At 66.4% G+C, this 12,865-nt stretch carries 14 protein-coding genes; 6 read left to right on the forward strand and 8 right to left on the reverse strand.

The features are described from left to right. Nucleotides 1–18 precede the first annotated feature (18 nt). Nucleotides 19–600, reverse strand: coding sequence for a flavin reductase family protein (locus tag NGM28_RS05820; RefSeq protein WP_240065774.1), 582 nt, complete (start codon nucleotides 598–600; stop codon nucleotides 19–21). A gap of 246 nt (nucleotides 601–846) precedes the next feature. Between NGM28_RS05820 and NGM28_RS05825 the strand changes: the two genes are divergently transcribed. Together NGM28_RS05825 and pdxR are read left to right on the forward strand one after the other, a co-directional pair. After that, nucleotides 847–1,185 (forward strand): hypothetical protein, encoded by a 339-nt coding sequence (locus NGM28_RS05825; RefSeq protein WP_240065775.1) that lies wholly within the window; start codon nucleotides 847–849, stop codon nucleotides 1,183–1,185. Nucleotides 1,186–1,258: 73 nt separating this feature from the next. Then, entirely contained in the window at nucleotides 1,259–2,692 is a 1,434-nt protein-coding gene (gene pdxR, locus NGM28_RS05830) for a MocR-like pyridoxine biosynthesis transcription factor PdxR (RefSeq protein WP_252089096.1), read from the forward strand. Here pdxR and NGM28_RS05835 read toward each other — a convergent pair. Both NGM28_RS05835 and NGM28_RS05840 read right to left on the reverse strand, forming a co-directional pair. Continuing rightward, nucleotides 2,685–3,881: a CynX/NimT family MFS transporter gene (locus NGM28_RS05835; protein ID WP_252089097.1), complete on the reverse strand. Its 1,197-nt coding sequence runs from the start codon at nucleotides 3,879–3,881 to the stop codon at nucleotides 2,685–2,687. The two genes, pdxR and NGM28_RS05835, sit on opposite strands and share 8 nt — an antisense overlap. Beyond that, nucleotides 3,878–4,336: a nucleoside deaminase gene (locus NGM28_RS05840; RefSeq protein ID WP_252089098.1), complete on the reverse strand. Its 459-nt coding sequence runs from the start codon at nucleotides 4,334–4,336 to the stop codon at nucleotides 3,878–3,880. Before NGM28_RS05840 ends, NGM28_RS05835 begins: the two co-directional genes overlap by 4 nt. Nucleotides 4,337–4,528: 192 nt before the next feature. Here NGM28_RS05840 and NGM28_RS05845 point away from each other — a divergent pair, with 192 nt between their 5' ends. Then, nucleotides 4,529–4,966, forward strand: coding sequence for a carboxymuconolactone decarboxylase family protein (locus NGM28_RS05845; protein ID WP_240065779.1), 438 nt, complete (start codon nucleotides 4,529–4,531; stop codon nucleotides 4,964–4,966). Nucleotides 4,967–5,087: 121 nt separating this feature from the next. Here the strand turns inward: NGM28_RS05845 and NGM28_RS05850 are convergent, their stop codons facing one another. Beyond that, entirely contained in the window at nucleotides 5,088–6,098 is a 1,011-nt protein-coding gene (locus tag NGM28_RS05850; RefSeq protein ID WP_240065780.1) for an AraC family transcriptional regulator, read from the reverse strand. A gap of 169 nt (nucleotides 6,099–6,267) precedes the next feature. On the opposite strand from NGM28_RS05850, the gene NGM28_RS05855 reads away from it, so the two are divergent. From NGM28_RS05855 to NGM28_RS05865, 3 genes are read left to right on the forward strand one after another with little or no spacing between them, the layout of a single operon-like run. After that, nucleotides 6,268–7,452 (forward strand): acetyl-CoA C-acyltransferase family protein, encoded by a 1,185-nt coding sequence (locus NGM28_RS05855; protein ID WP_252089099.1) that lies wholly within the window; start codon nucleotides 6,268–6,270, stop codon nucleotides 7,450–7,452. A 14-nt stretch (nucleotides 7,453–7,466) separates the two neighbouring features. Then, a complete protein-coding gene (locus NGM28_RS05860; RefSeq protein ID WP_252089100.1) occupies nucleotides 7,467–8,315 on the forward strand; it encodes a 3-hydroxybutyryl-CoA dehydrogenase in 849 nt (282 codons plus the stop codon). A 12-nt stretch (nucleotides 8,316–8,327) separates the two neighbouring features. After that, a complete protein-coding gene (locus NGM28_RS05865; protein WP_252089101.1) occupies nucleotides 8,328–8,915 on the forward strand; it encodes a TetR/AcrR family transcriptional regulator in 588 nt (195 codons plus the stop codon). A 911-nt stretch (nucleotides 8,916–9,826) separates the two neighbouring features. Here the strand turns inward: NGM28_RS05865 and NGM28_RS05870 are convergent. Genes NGM28_RS05870 through NGM28_RS05885 form a run of 4 tightly spaced genes read right to left on the reverse strand, consistent with a single transcriptional unit; the run spans nucleotide 9,827 to nucleotide 12,862 of the window. Then, the gene (locus tag NGM28_RS05870; RefSeq protein WP_213657249.1) at nucleotides 9,827–10,204 is read right to left on the reverse strand and encodes a response regulator; all 378 of its coding nucleotides are present in this window, start codon (nucleotides 10,202–10,204) and stop codon (nucleotides 9,827–9,829) included. 44 nt (nucleotides 10,205–10,248) lie between these two features. Continuing rightward, nucleotides 10,249–11,475: a hybrid sensor histidine kinase/response regulator gene (locus tag NGM28_RS05875; protein ID WP_240067078.1), complete on the reverse strand. Its 1,227-nt coding sequence runs from the start codon at nucleotides 11,473–11,475 to the stop codon at nucleotides 10,249–10,251. Further along, a complete protein-coding gene (locus NGM28_RS05880) occupies nucleotides 11,469–12,044 on the reverse strand; it encodes a chemotaxis protein CheB (protein ID WP_240067077.1) in 576 nt (191 codons plus the stop codon). Before NGM28_RS05880 ends, NGM28_RS05875 begins: the two co-directional genes overlap by 7 nt. Then, nucleotides 12,041–12,862 (reverse strand): CheR family methyltransferase, encoded by an 822-nt coding sequence (locus NGM28_RS05885; RefSeq protein ID WP_213657252.1) that lies wholly within the window; start codon nucleotides 12,860–12,862, stop codon nucleotides 12,041–12,043. Before NGM28_RS05885 ends, NGM28_RS05880 begins: the two co-directional genes overlap by 4 nt. Nucleotides 12,863–12,865: the final 3 nt, after the last annotated feature.

Genomic DNA, 12,865 nt, shown 5'->3' on the forward strand with positions numbered 1-12,865 from the left:
GCCAGCCGACCATGACACTCATTCCCCCTGGTCGATCACCAGTGGCTCACCAATGGCATAGAAATGCCCACCCGCCACGTAATGCAGGCTGCGCCACTCGGGGTCGGCATGCTCATAGGCCCAGTGCCCATCACGGAACACGCGGTCGTCGGCCCAGGCCGCGACCACCTCGCCAATGAACAGGTCGTACACCTGCTGGTTGTGCGGCTCATCGATCACTCGGCACATCAGCCAGGCCGAGCAACCGTTCACCAACGGCGCCGGGTAGCCGTCGACCCGGGCCAGCCCGACACCCAGGCGCGCCAGCTTGTCAGGCTGGTCGAGCAGGCTGTGGTTGCCCACCTGGTGCGTGAGCCGGGCCTGGGCGGCATTGGGCACCTGCAACACGAACCAGCCACTGCCCTCCACCAGTTGGCGGGTGCGGGTGGCCTTGTCGAGGACCACGGTCACCTTGGGCGGATCGAAATCCAGGGCGCAGGCCCAGGCGGCGGCCATGACGTTGTCGACACCGCCGTGGCTGGCCGAGACCAGCACGGTCGGCCCATGGTTGAGCAAGCGGTAGGCCTTTTTCAGGTCGACGGGCTGGAAGTGGCTGTTCATGGGGCTGACCTCGGCAATGAGCAACAGCGAAAGTGCGATTGTGCAGCACGCCCGCACCTGGCCACCAGCGTCGTGCCGAGCTGACGCGGATCAAGGCGTCGAGCACAGGCCTGCTTGTAATTTAGGAAACTTCCTACTGCGATCACGGACGCTTCGTAATTGCCGCCCCCCATGGGCGACACCATCATCCGACCTGGAGACGTTACGGCCACTCGACGGCCAGCCCTTTCCAGACGAGGCCAGACCATGCCCAGACACGACCAGCCCACCCGCGAACTGCGCCACACCCTACGCCAGCTCATGGCCCACGAAGTCAGCAACCCCGATGACAACCCGCACCTGTCCGGTGTGCGCTTCTTCTGCGCCACCGATGAACACACCCGGCAACTGATCGAGCGCGTCGAACTGCTGGCCAGCGAGGCCTTCTTCGACCCTCATGGCCGCGCCATCCCGGCGCGCATGCGCGACGCCGCGATCGATGGCGTGTGCATCAGGCAGAAGCGCAAGGCGCCCGCCGACGAAACGGTGATCCGCATCGCCCTGCCACAGAAGGGCTACATCACCGTCAGCGCCGCCAGGTTCTGAACACCCGGCCCTCTTGCGGCTTGCGCCGTGAACCCCGAAGCTTGGACATCCCCGCGCTTCGGACCTACCCCCGATGGAACTGCATATCCGCCTCGAAGGCCGCAAAGGCCTTGCCGACCAGCTTTACCAGCAACTGCGTGCCGGCATCGACAGTGGCCACCTGGCCGCCGGCACGCAGCTGCCGCCCACGCGCCTGCTGGCCGAGCAACTGGGTGTCTCGCGCAAGACCGTGGCCGAAGCCTATTCACGGCTGACCTACGACAACCTGCTCAGCGGCGTGGTCGGCCGCGGCACCTTCATCACCCCGCGCCAGCCCATCCGCCCAAGCGACACAGAAGCCGTGCCCCTGGCGGCCGCAGGCTCGCTCGAGCGCTGGCGCCAGCGCGCCACGGTGCTGGGCCGCCGGGCACTGGAGGCACCGTCGCGCTACGACTTCGTCGGCGGTGCATCGAGCAAGGCACAGTTCCCCTACGACCAGTGGCGCAGCTGCATGCAGTACGCCCTGCGCCGCAGCCAACGCCATACCGAACGCCACTTCACACCTCAAGGGCTGCCTGAGCTGCGCGAGGCCATCGCCCACCACATCGCCTTCGCTCGCGGCGTGCAGTGCAGCGCCGCCGACGTGATGGTGTGCAATGGCGCCCAGCAGGCCCTGGACCTGATCGCCCGGGTGCTGGTGGAGCCTGGCTGCAAGGTGGCGATGGAGGACCCGGGCTACCCGCCGGCGCGCCAGCTGTTCCTGGCCCTCGGCGCCCGCCTGCAGTCGGTGCCGGTGGATGATGAAGGCTTGTGCGTCGAGCAGATCGAGGATGGCACGCAATTGATCTACGTCACCCCGTCGCACCAGTTCCCGCTGGGCATGCCCATGGGTGAACAACGGCGCCAGGCTTTGCTGGCCCGGGCCGCCGAACTGGGCGCACTCATCATCGAGGACGACTACGACTGCGAGTTCCGCTACCAGGGCCCGGCCGCCGAAGCCTTGCAACGCATGGATCGGCACGGCCTGGTGGCCTATGTCGGCACCTTCTCCAAGACCCTGCTGCCCGAGCTGCGCCTGGGTTATGCCGTGCTGCCGCCCGCCGTGCTACAGGCCGCCTGCGTGGCCAAGCACCTGACCGACTGGCACAGCCCGAGCCTACAGCAGTGGGCCCTGGCCCGGTTCATCGGCGAGGGCCACCTGAACAAGCACATCCGCCGCTGCCACGAGATCTACAGCGCCCGCCGCGAGCGCATCCTCGACCGCCTGGGCGACGACCTGGCGCCGTGGTTCAGCGCGGTGCCGGCCAGCGCCGGCTTTCACTTGAGCGCCCTGGCCAGCCCCGGCGTGGACGTCGAACTGCTGGTCAACCTGGCGCGCAAGGTGGAAGTGGGGATCTACTCGCTGGCGCCGTTCTTCAGCCAAGCCCCGGTGCGCCCGGGGCTGCTGCTGGGCTTTGGCGCCATCGAACTGCTGGACATTGACCCGGCGCTGGACCGGGTGCGCGACACCTTGCAGCGCCTCAGTTGACCGCAGTCACCGCGCCCGCCCCTTCAGCGCGAGCGATGGCCCTGGCGTAACCACGCGGGGCGAAGCACGCGGTCACCAGCAGCATGGCCAGCACGGTGCAGGTGAGCAGGGTCCAGGACGCCTGGAAGTCGCCACTGATGTCCCGCAGCCAACCGGTGATGTACGGCACGATGCCGGTGACGATGAACCCCACGCCCTGCACGAAGGCCGCCAGGCTGCCGGCTTCGGCCGGGGTTCGCAGGTGCTCCAGGGTCAGCGTGAGGCTGAGGCTGAAGCACGCCCCCAGGCCCAGGCCGATCATCGCCACCCACAGGCCCATGGCGCTGGCGGGGGCCAGCAACAGCCCGAGGAAGCCACACAACTGGATCGTCAGTGCCAGCCAAAGCCCGGGCCGGCGATCGACCAGGCGGCGCAGCGCCAAAGGCAAACCAAGCGCGCCGGCGACCTGGAAAATGGTCATCAACCCCACCAGTTCACCGCCGCCCTGGGCCGTGCCGCCATGTTCCAGGTGATAGGCCGGCAACCAGGCCACCATGCTGGTGTAGCCACCGTTGATCAGGCCGAAGTACAGCGCCAGCAGCCAGGCACGGCGGTTGCCGAACCAGTGCCCGCCACCAGCACCGGCCAGCGCGGGAGCCTCCTGGCGGGGGCGCAGTGCGCTCCAGGCGAGCAGCGCCAGTACAGCGGGCAATGCCCAGACACCCAGGCCGGCCTGCCAGTGCCCGAAATGCGCGCTGATCCCTGGGCCAAGCACCGCTGCCAGGCCGCCACCGCTCATCAACGCCGCCGAATACAGGCCCATGGTCGCCGCCAGACGGGTGGGGAACCAGCGGTTCACCAGGCCCGGCATCATGCCCTGCACCACCGCCACGCCCAGGCCGGCGACCACGGCGCTGGCGATCAGCGCCCAGGCGCTGTCCAGTTGCAGGCGCCACAGGCAGGCGACGGTGATGGCCGCGAGGCCCGCGAGCATGCCACCATGCTCGCTCAACCAGCGCCGCAACCAGGGTTGCAGCAGGGGCACCAAGCCCATGCACAGCACCGGCAGCGCGGTCAGCAGCGCCGCCTGCTGGTAGCCCAGGCCAGTGCCCTGGCGCATGGGTTCGAGCAACGGGCCGATGCTGGTGAGGATCGGTCGCAGGTTCAGCGCCAGCAGCATGACCAGCATCAGGTTCAGTGCTGCCCTCATACCTGGCCAGCCTGCTTCCATTCAAGGTACAGGTCCGCTTCGCCTGCCGGCTTGAGTGGTCGCAGCGGCAGGCTCTGCTGCTGTGGCGGGCGCGCCATCTGCGCGTAGATTGCGGCGGTGGACAGCCCGTAGGGCTCGCCCTCCTCGTTGTCGTAGGCGAACCAGGCCCGCTCGATGCCGCACAGGTGCATCGCCGCCAGGCACATCGGGCACGGGTGGCCGCTGGCATAGATTTCAGCGCCGTCCAGGCGCGCTCGCCCCAGCACCTGGGACGCCTGGCGGATGGCCTGCATCTCGGCGTGGTTGGTCGGGTCCTGGGTGCTGTGGATCTCGTTGACGGCGCGGGCGATCACCTGGCCTTGATGCACCAGCACGGCGCCGAAGGGGCGGCCGCCGGCCTGGATATTGGCACGGGCCAGGTCGAGGGCCTCGCGCATGTAGGTTTCTGCGGACATGAATCGGTTCTCCGGTAAAGACCCGGGCATTATCCCGGCTGCGGCGCGCGGGCTGAAATGAAGAGATTGGATGCCGGTCAGTGGCCACCTGAATGTGCGCATTGGCCTCCTGGCAAAGCGCGGGATTGGCTATTCGGCGCTGCCTGCGGTGGCGTTAAGGTAGCGCCATCCCTACACACTTGGAGAAACGCCATGCACGACCGTATCGAATGGGCCAAGCACGCCCCCGAAGCCTACAAAGCCATGGTCGGCCTCGAACAGGCGCTGATCAATTCGGGCCTGGAACACTCGCTGCTTGAGCTGGTGCGCCTGCGCGCCTCGCAGATCAACGGCTGCGCCTACTGCGTCAACCTGCATGCCAACGATGCGCGCAAGGCCGGCGAGACCGAAGCCCGCCTGCAAACCCTGAGCGTATGGCGGGAGACCCGCTACTTCACCCCACGCGAGCGTGCCGCGCTGGCCTGGCTGGAAAGCCTGACCCGCCTGCCCGAGCGTGGCGCGCCGCAGCCTGAGTACGAGGCATTGCTGGCGCATTTCGAGCCCAAGGAGATCGCCAACCTGACCCTGGCCATCGCCACCATCAACGCCTGGAACCGCTTCGGCGTGGGCTTTGCGATGGTTCCGGCCTGATCGTGCCCCGTTGATCGGGTGCGACCTCTGTAGGAGCGGCTTCAGCCGCGATCACCCGCCAAGCGGGTGCCAGGCAGCGCGTCGCCCGCATCGCGGCTAAAGCCGCGCCTACAGGAACGGGTCAGGCCGGTTTGAGCTTCGCCCGGTAGCTCCCCGGGCTTTGCCCGGTCCACTTCTTGAACGCCCGGTGAAACGCGCTGGGTTCCTGGAACCCGGTCTGCTCGGCGATCTCGGCAATGCTCAGGCAGCCTTCGCGCAGCAGCTCGAAGGCCATGGCCCGGCGCACCTCGTCCTTGATCTGCTGGTACGAACGCCCTTCCCTTTCCAACTGCCGGCGGAAACTGCTGGCGCTGAGCCGCTGGCGTTCGGCCATGGCGTCGAGCGTCGGCCACTGCCCGTAATGCCGGGCACGCAAGTGGCGATACACCTCGGCGACCAGGCCGTTCTGGTTGCGAAAGCGGATCACCAACCCTTGCGGCGCACTGCGCAGGAAGGTCTTCAGGGCCGCCAGGTCCTGCATCACCGGCAAGCGCAGCCAGGCGCTGTCGAACTCCACCTCGGTGCGGCCACTGCCCAGGCGCAGGTCCGGCCCCCACAGCAAGGCATCGTCGTCCTGGGCCGGCCGGGCCAAGGCGAGTTCGGTGCGGTCGATGGCGATACGCCGCCCGGCCAGCCAGCACAACAGGCCCACCACCAGTACCAGGAAGGTCTCTTCGGCGTAGCTGCGCGTCAGCGGGTCGTCGATGCTCGCGTGCACGCTGATCACCGCGCGCGCGCCGCGCACCGTGAGCGTGCCCTGCAGGTCGCGCAGGAACAGGGCGAAATTGCCCAGGCATTGGCGCAGGGCTTTCTCCAGGTTCGGTTCCTGGATCAGCCCGCGGCAGATCAGGGCGAAGCTGCCCAGGGGCATGCCATGGCTGTCGAGGCGGAAGAACTCGTCGTGCAACTCATCGATCAGCGCCAACCACAACTGGGCGAAGGCCTTGGCCGGCACCCGTGCCTGGGGCTGCGCCAGCACCGCCGGGTCGATGCCCACCGCCCGCAGGTGGGCGTCGCGCGCCTGCGGGCGGTCGCGCAGGGCGTGGACCATGGCATTGAGGAAGTACACCGCGACCGAATCGCTATCGCGCATGGCAGGCATCCGCTGTCTATGCTGAGTGGCAAAAAATGCCAGGTTGACTGAACAGATCCGGCATAGGCCGCCTGAAGGCCTTTGCCTAGACTCGATCCACCCCGGGTGTTGGGCCGCCATTCTCGCAGAGCCGCCCCGGCCCCGCCACGCCTTCGCATACGGAGCCAGCATGAGCAGCACAGAAATCTACGTCGTCAGCGCGGTACGTTCGGCCATTGGCAGCTTTGGCGGTTCGCTCAAGGACCTGCCCCTGGCCGACCTCGCCACCCAGGTGAGCCGCGCCGCCATCGAGCGCTCGGGCGTGAGCGCCGAGCAGATCGGCCATGTGGTGATGGGTACGGTGATCCCCACCGAGCCCCGCGACGCCTACCTGGGCCGGGTCGCCTCGATGAACGCCGGGGTACCCAAGGAAGTCCCGGCCTTCAACGTCAACCGCCTGTGCGGTTCGGGCCTGCAGGCCATCGTCTCGGCCGCCCAGGGCCTGCTGCTGGGCGACAGCGACATCGCCCTGGCCGCCGGTGCCGAGAACATGAGCCGCAGCCCGTACCTGCTGCCCCAGGCCCGCTGGGGCGCGCGCATGGGTGACCTGCAAGGCGTCGACTACCTGGTTGGCGTGTTGCAGGATCCGTTCGAGCACTTCCACATGGGCATCACCGCCGAAAACGTCGCCGCCGCCGAAGGCATCACCCGCGAGATGCAGGACGAAGTCGCGCTGACCAGCCAGCGCCGTGCCGCCCGTGCCATCGCCGAGGGCCGTTTCGCCGGGCAGATCGTGCCGATCGAGATCAAGACCCGCAAAGGCCCCGTGCAGTTCGCCGTCGACGAGAACGTGCGCGGCGAGGTGACCGCCGAGCAACTGGCCGGCATGAAGCCGGTGTTCAAGAAGGATGGCAGCGTCACCGCCGGCAACGCCAGCAGCATCAACGACGGCGCCGCCGGCCTGGTGCTGGCCACTGGCGACGCTGTGCGCCGCCTGGGCCTCAAGCCCCTGGCGCGCCTGGTGGCCTATGCCCATGCCGGCGTGGAGCCTGAGCTGATGGGCCTGGGCCCGATCCCGGCCACGCAAAAGGTGCTGCAGAAGGCCGGCCTGAAAGTGTCCGACCTCGACGTGATCGAGTCGAACGAGGCCTTCGCCTCCCAGGCCTGCGCCGTGTCCCGCGCCCTTGGCTTCGACCCGGAGAAGGTCAACCCCAACGGCTCGGGCATTTCCCTCGGCCACCCGGTGGGCGCCACCGGCGCGATCATCGCCACCAAGGCGATCCATGAACTGCAGCGTGTCCAGGGCCGCTACGCCCTGGCCACCATGTGCATCGGTGGCGGCCAAGGCATCGCCATCGTCTTCGAACGCGTGTGACAGGAGCCCGCAACGTGAACATTGAACAGATCGCCGTGATCGGCGCCGGGACCATGGGCAACGGTATTGCCCAGGTGTGCGCGCTGGCAGGCTACCAGGTGTTGCTGGTGGACGTTTCCGACGCCGCGCTGGAGCGTGGCGTGAGCACGCTCGGGAAGAACCTCGAGCGCCAGGTCAGCAAGGGTACCGTCGAGGCAGCCAAGGCCGAGGCAGCCAAGGCACGTATCCGCACCAGCACCGACTACGCCCAGCTCGCCGGCGCGCAACTGGTGATCGAGGCGGCCACCGAGAACCTGCCGCTCAAGCAGCGGATTCTCCAGCAGGTGGCGGCCAATGTCAGTGCCGAGTGCCTGATCGCCACCAACACCTCGTCGCTGTCGGTCACCCAGCTGGCGGCGAGCATCGAGCACCCGCAGCGGTTCATCGGTGTGCACTTCTTCAACCCGGTGCCGATGATGGCGCTGGTGGAGATTATCCGCGGCCTGCAGACCAGCGACGCCACTTACGCCCAGGCGCTGCTGGTCACCGAAAAGCTCGGCAAGAGCCCGATCACCGCGGGCAACCGCCCGGGCTTCGTGGTCAACCGCATCCTGGTGCCGATGATCAATGAAGCGATCTTCGTGCGCCAGGAGGGGCTGGCCAGCGCCGAGGACATCGACACCGGCATGCGCCTGGGCTGCAACCAGCCGATCGGCCCGCTGGCCCTGGCCGACCTGGTCGGCCTGGACACCCTGCTGGCGATCATGGAGGCCTTCCACGAGGGCTTCAACGACAGCAAGTACCGCCCCGCCCCGTTGCTCAAGGAGATGGTTGCGGCCGGTTACCTCGGGCGCAAGAGCGGCCGCGGCTTCTTCACCTACTGAGGCGCGTACGCTATGCCCCCGGTCAATGCGGCGATGCGCTGCGCCAACTTTGAGGAGCGGCGTGACAAGGCGATGGCGTTGTTCGCCGAGAAAGGCTTCGGCCAGGTCAGCATGCGCGAGCTGGCGGCGCACGTGGGGTTGACCGCGGGGTCGCTGTATCACCATTTCCCGAGCAAGCAGGACCTGCTGTACGACCTGATCGAGGAGTTGTACGAGGAGTTGCAGGCGACCCTCGACCAGGGCCGGCGGGCACTGGCCCGGGGCAAGCCGGTGCTCGGCTGCCTGATCAGCGCGCACTGGCAGTTGCATGGGGAACGGCCGTTGCAGTTTCGCCTGGCGGAGCGGGATTTCTGCTGTTTGAGTGAGGTGCAGCAGATGCGGCTGGTCGGGTTGCGGGAGCGCTATGAGGCCGGGCTCTTGCGGTTGATTGCGCCACAGGCGCGGTTGGCCGGGGATGCGCTTACGGCGACCGGGCATGTGCTGGCGACGTTGTTGAACCAGTTGCCTGGGATGTTGCGGGGGAAAGGGCTGGGCGAAGCTGAAGGGGTTGGGTTGATGGAGAGTCTGGTGGTGGGGGCTGTGGAGCGGACGTTGGGGTAGGCTTCGGCTTCGGCTTTCAGAGTGTGGGTTTTGGGTGTGGTGGGCATATCCATTGGCGATGGTGACGCTGACTCACCTTTCCGCCCTTACGGCGGGTTACTTTGGTCGTGGCCAAAGTAACCAAAGCCGTCGGCTCCATCATCCGGCCCCTGCGCTTCGCTCCGGGGTTCCCTCGCTCCGTTCTTGCTCCCGTGGGTACCGCGCTGAACGCCCCATCCTGGGGCGCAGCGCTCGACGGCCATCCATGGCCGTCGCCCCACTACGCAAGAACTCCGCTCGGCCTCCTGAAGTCGCAATGGGCGGCGCCTGAACTATCGCGCATCAAGATCAAAAGCCGGGCGAGGCGCTGCGCGCTCGCAGAAGCAAAGAGCAAAGAGCAAAGAGCGGAAAGTTTTATAGCTATGTAATGCCGTGATGAACGTGTCGTTTGTGCGATTGGTTCGCCGGCAAAGCCGGCTCCTACAATGGTGCGGCGTACACCATTCGGTAGGAGCCGGCTTTGCCGGCGAATGCGTGCTCCAGGCCACGAATTAGCAGCTAGCGACAGCTGCGCCAGCCCAGGCGCCGCCCGTAACTTCGCGACTTCAGGAGGCTGAGCGCAGGCGTCTGGAGGGCCAGGTGCGCAGCACCCTTCGGCGTAGCCGAAGGCGCGAGATGTAGACTTGCGCAGCAAGTCGTAGGCCGCGCGGGCCTGGAAGGCGCCGGAGCGAAGGGACCCCGAAGCGAAGCGTAGGGGCCGTATGATGGAGCGAGCGGCTTTGGTTACTTTGGCCGCGGACGGCGAGTTAAGACCAAAGTAACCCGCCGTAAGGGCGGAATGGTGAATCAGCGTCTACATAGCAAATGGATATGTCCACAATTCAAAAACCAACTAACCAACTAACCAACACCACAATTCACAAAAACACGCCCTACCGCAACAACCCCTGAATCTCCTCCCGCAACGTATCCAGGTCAAACGGCTTGGCCAGAATCGGCGCCCGCCGCGCAATCGGGCTCCCCGATTCAAGAATCTCCGCCGGATACCCACTGATGAAAATCACCTTCAGATCAGGCCTCAACTTCACCGCCGGCTCGGCAATCTCCACCCCCGATATCCCCCCAGGCAACCTAAAGTCGGTCACCATCAGGTCCAGGTGCGGCTTGCTCGCCAGGATCGCGAATGCCTGTTCGCCATCCTCGGCCACCAGCACGTGATACCCCTCGCCCGCCAGGTAATCCCGCAGGATCATGCGAATCGCCGGCTCATCCTCGACCACCAACACCACGTCTTGCGCATCTTCACTCATGACAACGCCTTCGCATTCAGCACGATAGCCATCAGACCCCAACCCTACGCAGAGGTTGCCTGCGTCTGGTCGCTTTGGCACTGCACCGCCGGCAGCGGCAGATAGACACTGAACGTAGCCCCGTGCCCCTCCTCGCTATCGACCTGGATCCGCCCGCCATGGGCCAGCACGATCTGCTCGGAGATATACAGCCCCAGCCCCAGCCCGCCGGTGGCCTGCTGCGCCGCCACCCGCTCGAACTGCTGGAAGATCCGCTGCTGGTGCTGCGCACTGATGCCAATGCCCGCATCCTGCACTTGCACACAGGCCATCGCGCCCTCTTCGTACACCCGCACCCGCACCGGCTTACGCTCGCCATAGCGCAGGGCGTTGGACAGCAGGTTGGCCAGCACCTGCTCGATACGGAACTCGTCCCACTCCCCCTGCAAAGCCTGGCAACGCTCCAGTTCGATATGCGTCTCCAAGGCCCCGGCCTGTGCAGCGAAGTTCTCGACCAAGCCCTGCACCAGTTGCCCAAGATCGAAAGCCTTGGGCCGGATCGACAGCTTGCCGGTGCGGATCCGCGACACATCGAGCATGTCCTCCACCAACCGGATCAGGCTGTTGATCTGCCGCTCGTCGCGCTCGACCATCGCTGCGAGTTTCTCCTCGCTGAACGCCCCCAGGTTGCCCCGGGAAAGGTGCATGCGCCGCAGCTGGGTCTCGAGAATCAAACCATTGAGCGGTGTGCGCACTTCATGGGAGACGATCGACATGAAGTCATCGCGCATGCGCACCGCCCGCTCCAGTTCACCACGCGCCACCTGCAACTGCGCCAGCAACTGCGCCTGCTCCTCACGACTGCGCTCCAGCGCCTGGAGCTGGCGGTCGAGGGCCTTGCGCTGGCGGAACAGGTCGACGAACACCGAGACCTTGCTCTTCACCGCCAGGGTGTCGAGGGGCTTGTGCAGGAAGTCCACCGCCCCGCTCTCATAACCCTTGAAGGCGTAGTTCATCTCGCGCCCGGCGGCGCTGACGAACACGATGGGGATGCTGCGGGTCTTTTCCATGCCGCGCATCAGCTCGGCCAGTTCGAAGCCATTCATGCCCGGCATCTGCACGTCGAGTATCGCCAGGGCGAACTCATGCTCGAGCAGCAGCGACAATGCCTGCTCGGCAGACTGCGCCTGGTGCACCTCGCGGTCCGCGCCCTGGATCAGGGCGTCGAGGGCCAGCAGGTTCTCCGGCAGGTCGTCGACGATCAGCAGTTTCGCGGTGATATGGCTTAGCATGCGCTGGGTTCCAGGGTCGCGAGCAACTGCCCGATACCACTCAGGGAAAGTATATGGTCGGGCTGCTGCAGGGCCAGGGCGGCCTCCGGCATCAGCGCGACCTGTGCGTCGCGGGGGTCCTGGACCACGGTCCGGCCACCGCTTTGTCTGATGCGCAACAGCCCCCGGGCACCATCTTCATTGGCCCCGGTGAGCAGCACGCCGAGCAGGCCCGGGCCGTAGGCGTCCGCCGCCGACTCGAACAGGTAGTCGATCGCCGGTCGCGAGAAATGCACCGGCTCCTCCTGGCTGAGCGACAGGGTGAAATCGCGCTCCACCGACAGGTGATAGCCCGGCCCGGCCACATAGATGAAACCGGCCTCGATGATGGCCTTGTCGACGGCTTCGCGCACCGGCCGACGCAGGCGCCGCTGCAGCACTTCCGCCAACTGGCTGTGGCGGTCGTCCGGCAGGTGCAGCACGCACAACACCGGGATGGCGAAGCTGTCCGGCAACGCGCCGAGCACGCTGAACAACGCCGTGACGCCGCCCGCCGAGGCGCCGATGACCACCGCGCGCACGCCACTCATGACTTGCGATAGATCCGTTCGGGCCGCACCAACGGCTCGAAACGTTCGCCATAGGCGGAGAAATCCACCGACTCCTTGCTGCCCAGCACCAGGAAACCGCGATGGCACAGCGAGTCGTGGAACAGCCCCAGGGCGCGGTCCTGCAGGCCCTTGTTGAAATAGATCAGCACATTGCGGCACGACACCAGTTGCGTCTCGGAAAACACGCTGTCGGTGGCCAGGCTGTGGTCGGCGAAGGTCACATTGTCGCGCAGGCTGCTGTCCATGATGGCGTTGCCGTAGGCGGCGGTGTAGTACTCGGAAAAGTCCCGGCGCCCACCCGCCTTGCGGTAGTTCTGCGCATACTCGTGCATGCTCTGCATCGAGTAGATGCCCTGCTTGGCGCGTTCCAGCGAATGCGGGTTGATGTCGGTGGCGTAGATGATCGTGCGCTCCAGCAGCCCTTCCTCGCGCAGCAGGATGGCCATGGAGTACACCTCCTCGCCCGTGCTGCAACCGGCGATCCAGAGCTTCAGCGACGGCCAGGTGCGCAGCAGCGGCACCACCTCTTGGCGCAGGGCGAGAAAATGCCCTGGGTCGCGGAACATCTCGCTGACCGGAATCGTCAGGTACTGCAGCAGCTCCATGAACATGCCCGGGTCGTGCAGCACCCGCTCCTGCAGCGCCGACACCGTGCGGCAGTCGAACTGGCGCACGGCGTGGAGGATCCGGCGCTTGATCGAAGCGCCGGAATAATCGCGAAAATCGTAGCTGTACTTGAGGTAGATCGCCTCGATCAGCAGCCGGATCTCGATATCGGTGTTGCGTTCACTGGTCAAGAT

The organism is Pseudomonas sp. MWU13-3659 (assembly GCF_023757525.1).
Lineage (GTDB): Bacteria > Pseudomonadota > Gammaproteobacteria > Pseudomonadales > Pseudomonadaceae > Aquipseudomonas > Aquipseudomonas entomophila_E.

Coding starts and splice junctions, on each gene's coding strand:
- pdxR (WP_252089096.1), top strand. CDS start 1,259: ATGGAACTGCATATCCGCCTCGAAGGCCGCAAAGGCCTTGCCGACCAG.
- NGM28_RS05840 (WP_252089098.1), bottom strand. CDS start 4,336: ATGTCCGCAGAAACCTACATGCGCGAGGCCCTCGACCTGGCCCGTGCC.
- NGM28_RS05880 (WP_240067077.1), bottom strand. CDS start 12,044: ATGAGTGGCGTGCGCGCGGTGGTCATCGGCGCCTCGGCGGGCGGCGTC.
- NGM28_RS05865 (WP_252089101.1), top strand. CDS start 8,328: ATGCCCCCGGTCAATGCGGCGATGCGCTGCGCCAACTTTGAGGAGCGG.
- NGM28_RS05855 (WP_252089099.1), top strand. CDS start 6,268: ATGAGCAGCACAGAAATCTACGTCGTCAGCGCGGTACGTTCGGCCATT.
- NGM28_RS05870 (WP_213657249.1), bottom strand. CDS start 10,204: ATGAGTGAAGATGCGCAAGACGTGGTGTTGGTGGTCGAGGATGAGCCG.
- NGM28_RS05820 (WP_240065774.1), bottom strand. CDS start 600: ATGAACAGCCACTTCCAGCCCGTCGACCTGAAAAAGGCCTACCGCTTG.
- NGM28_RS05845 (WP_240065779.1), top strand. CDS start 4,529: ATGCACGACCGTATCGAATGGGCCAAGCACGCCCCCGAAGCCTACAAA.
- NGM28_RS05875 (WP_240067078.1), bottom strand. CDS start 11,475: ATGCTAAGCCATATCACCGCGAAACTGCTGATCGTCGACGACCTGCCG.
- NGM28_RS05850 (WP_240065780.1), bottom strand. CDS start 6,098: ATGCGCGATAGCGATTCGGTCGCGGTGTACTTCCTCAATGCCATGGTC.
- NGM28_RS05835 (WP_252089097.1), bottom strand. CDS start 3,881: ATGAGGGCAGCACTGAACCTGATGCTGGTCATGCTGCTGGCGCTGAAC.
- NGM28_RS05825 (WP_240065775.1), top strand. CDS start 847: ATGCCCAGACACGACCAGCCCACCCGCGAACTGCGCCACACCCTACGC.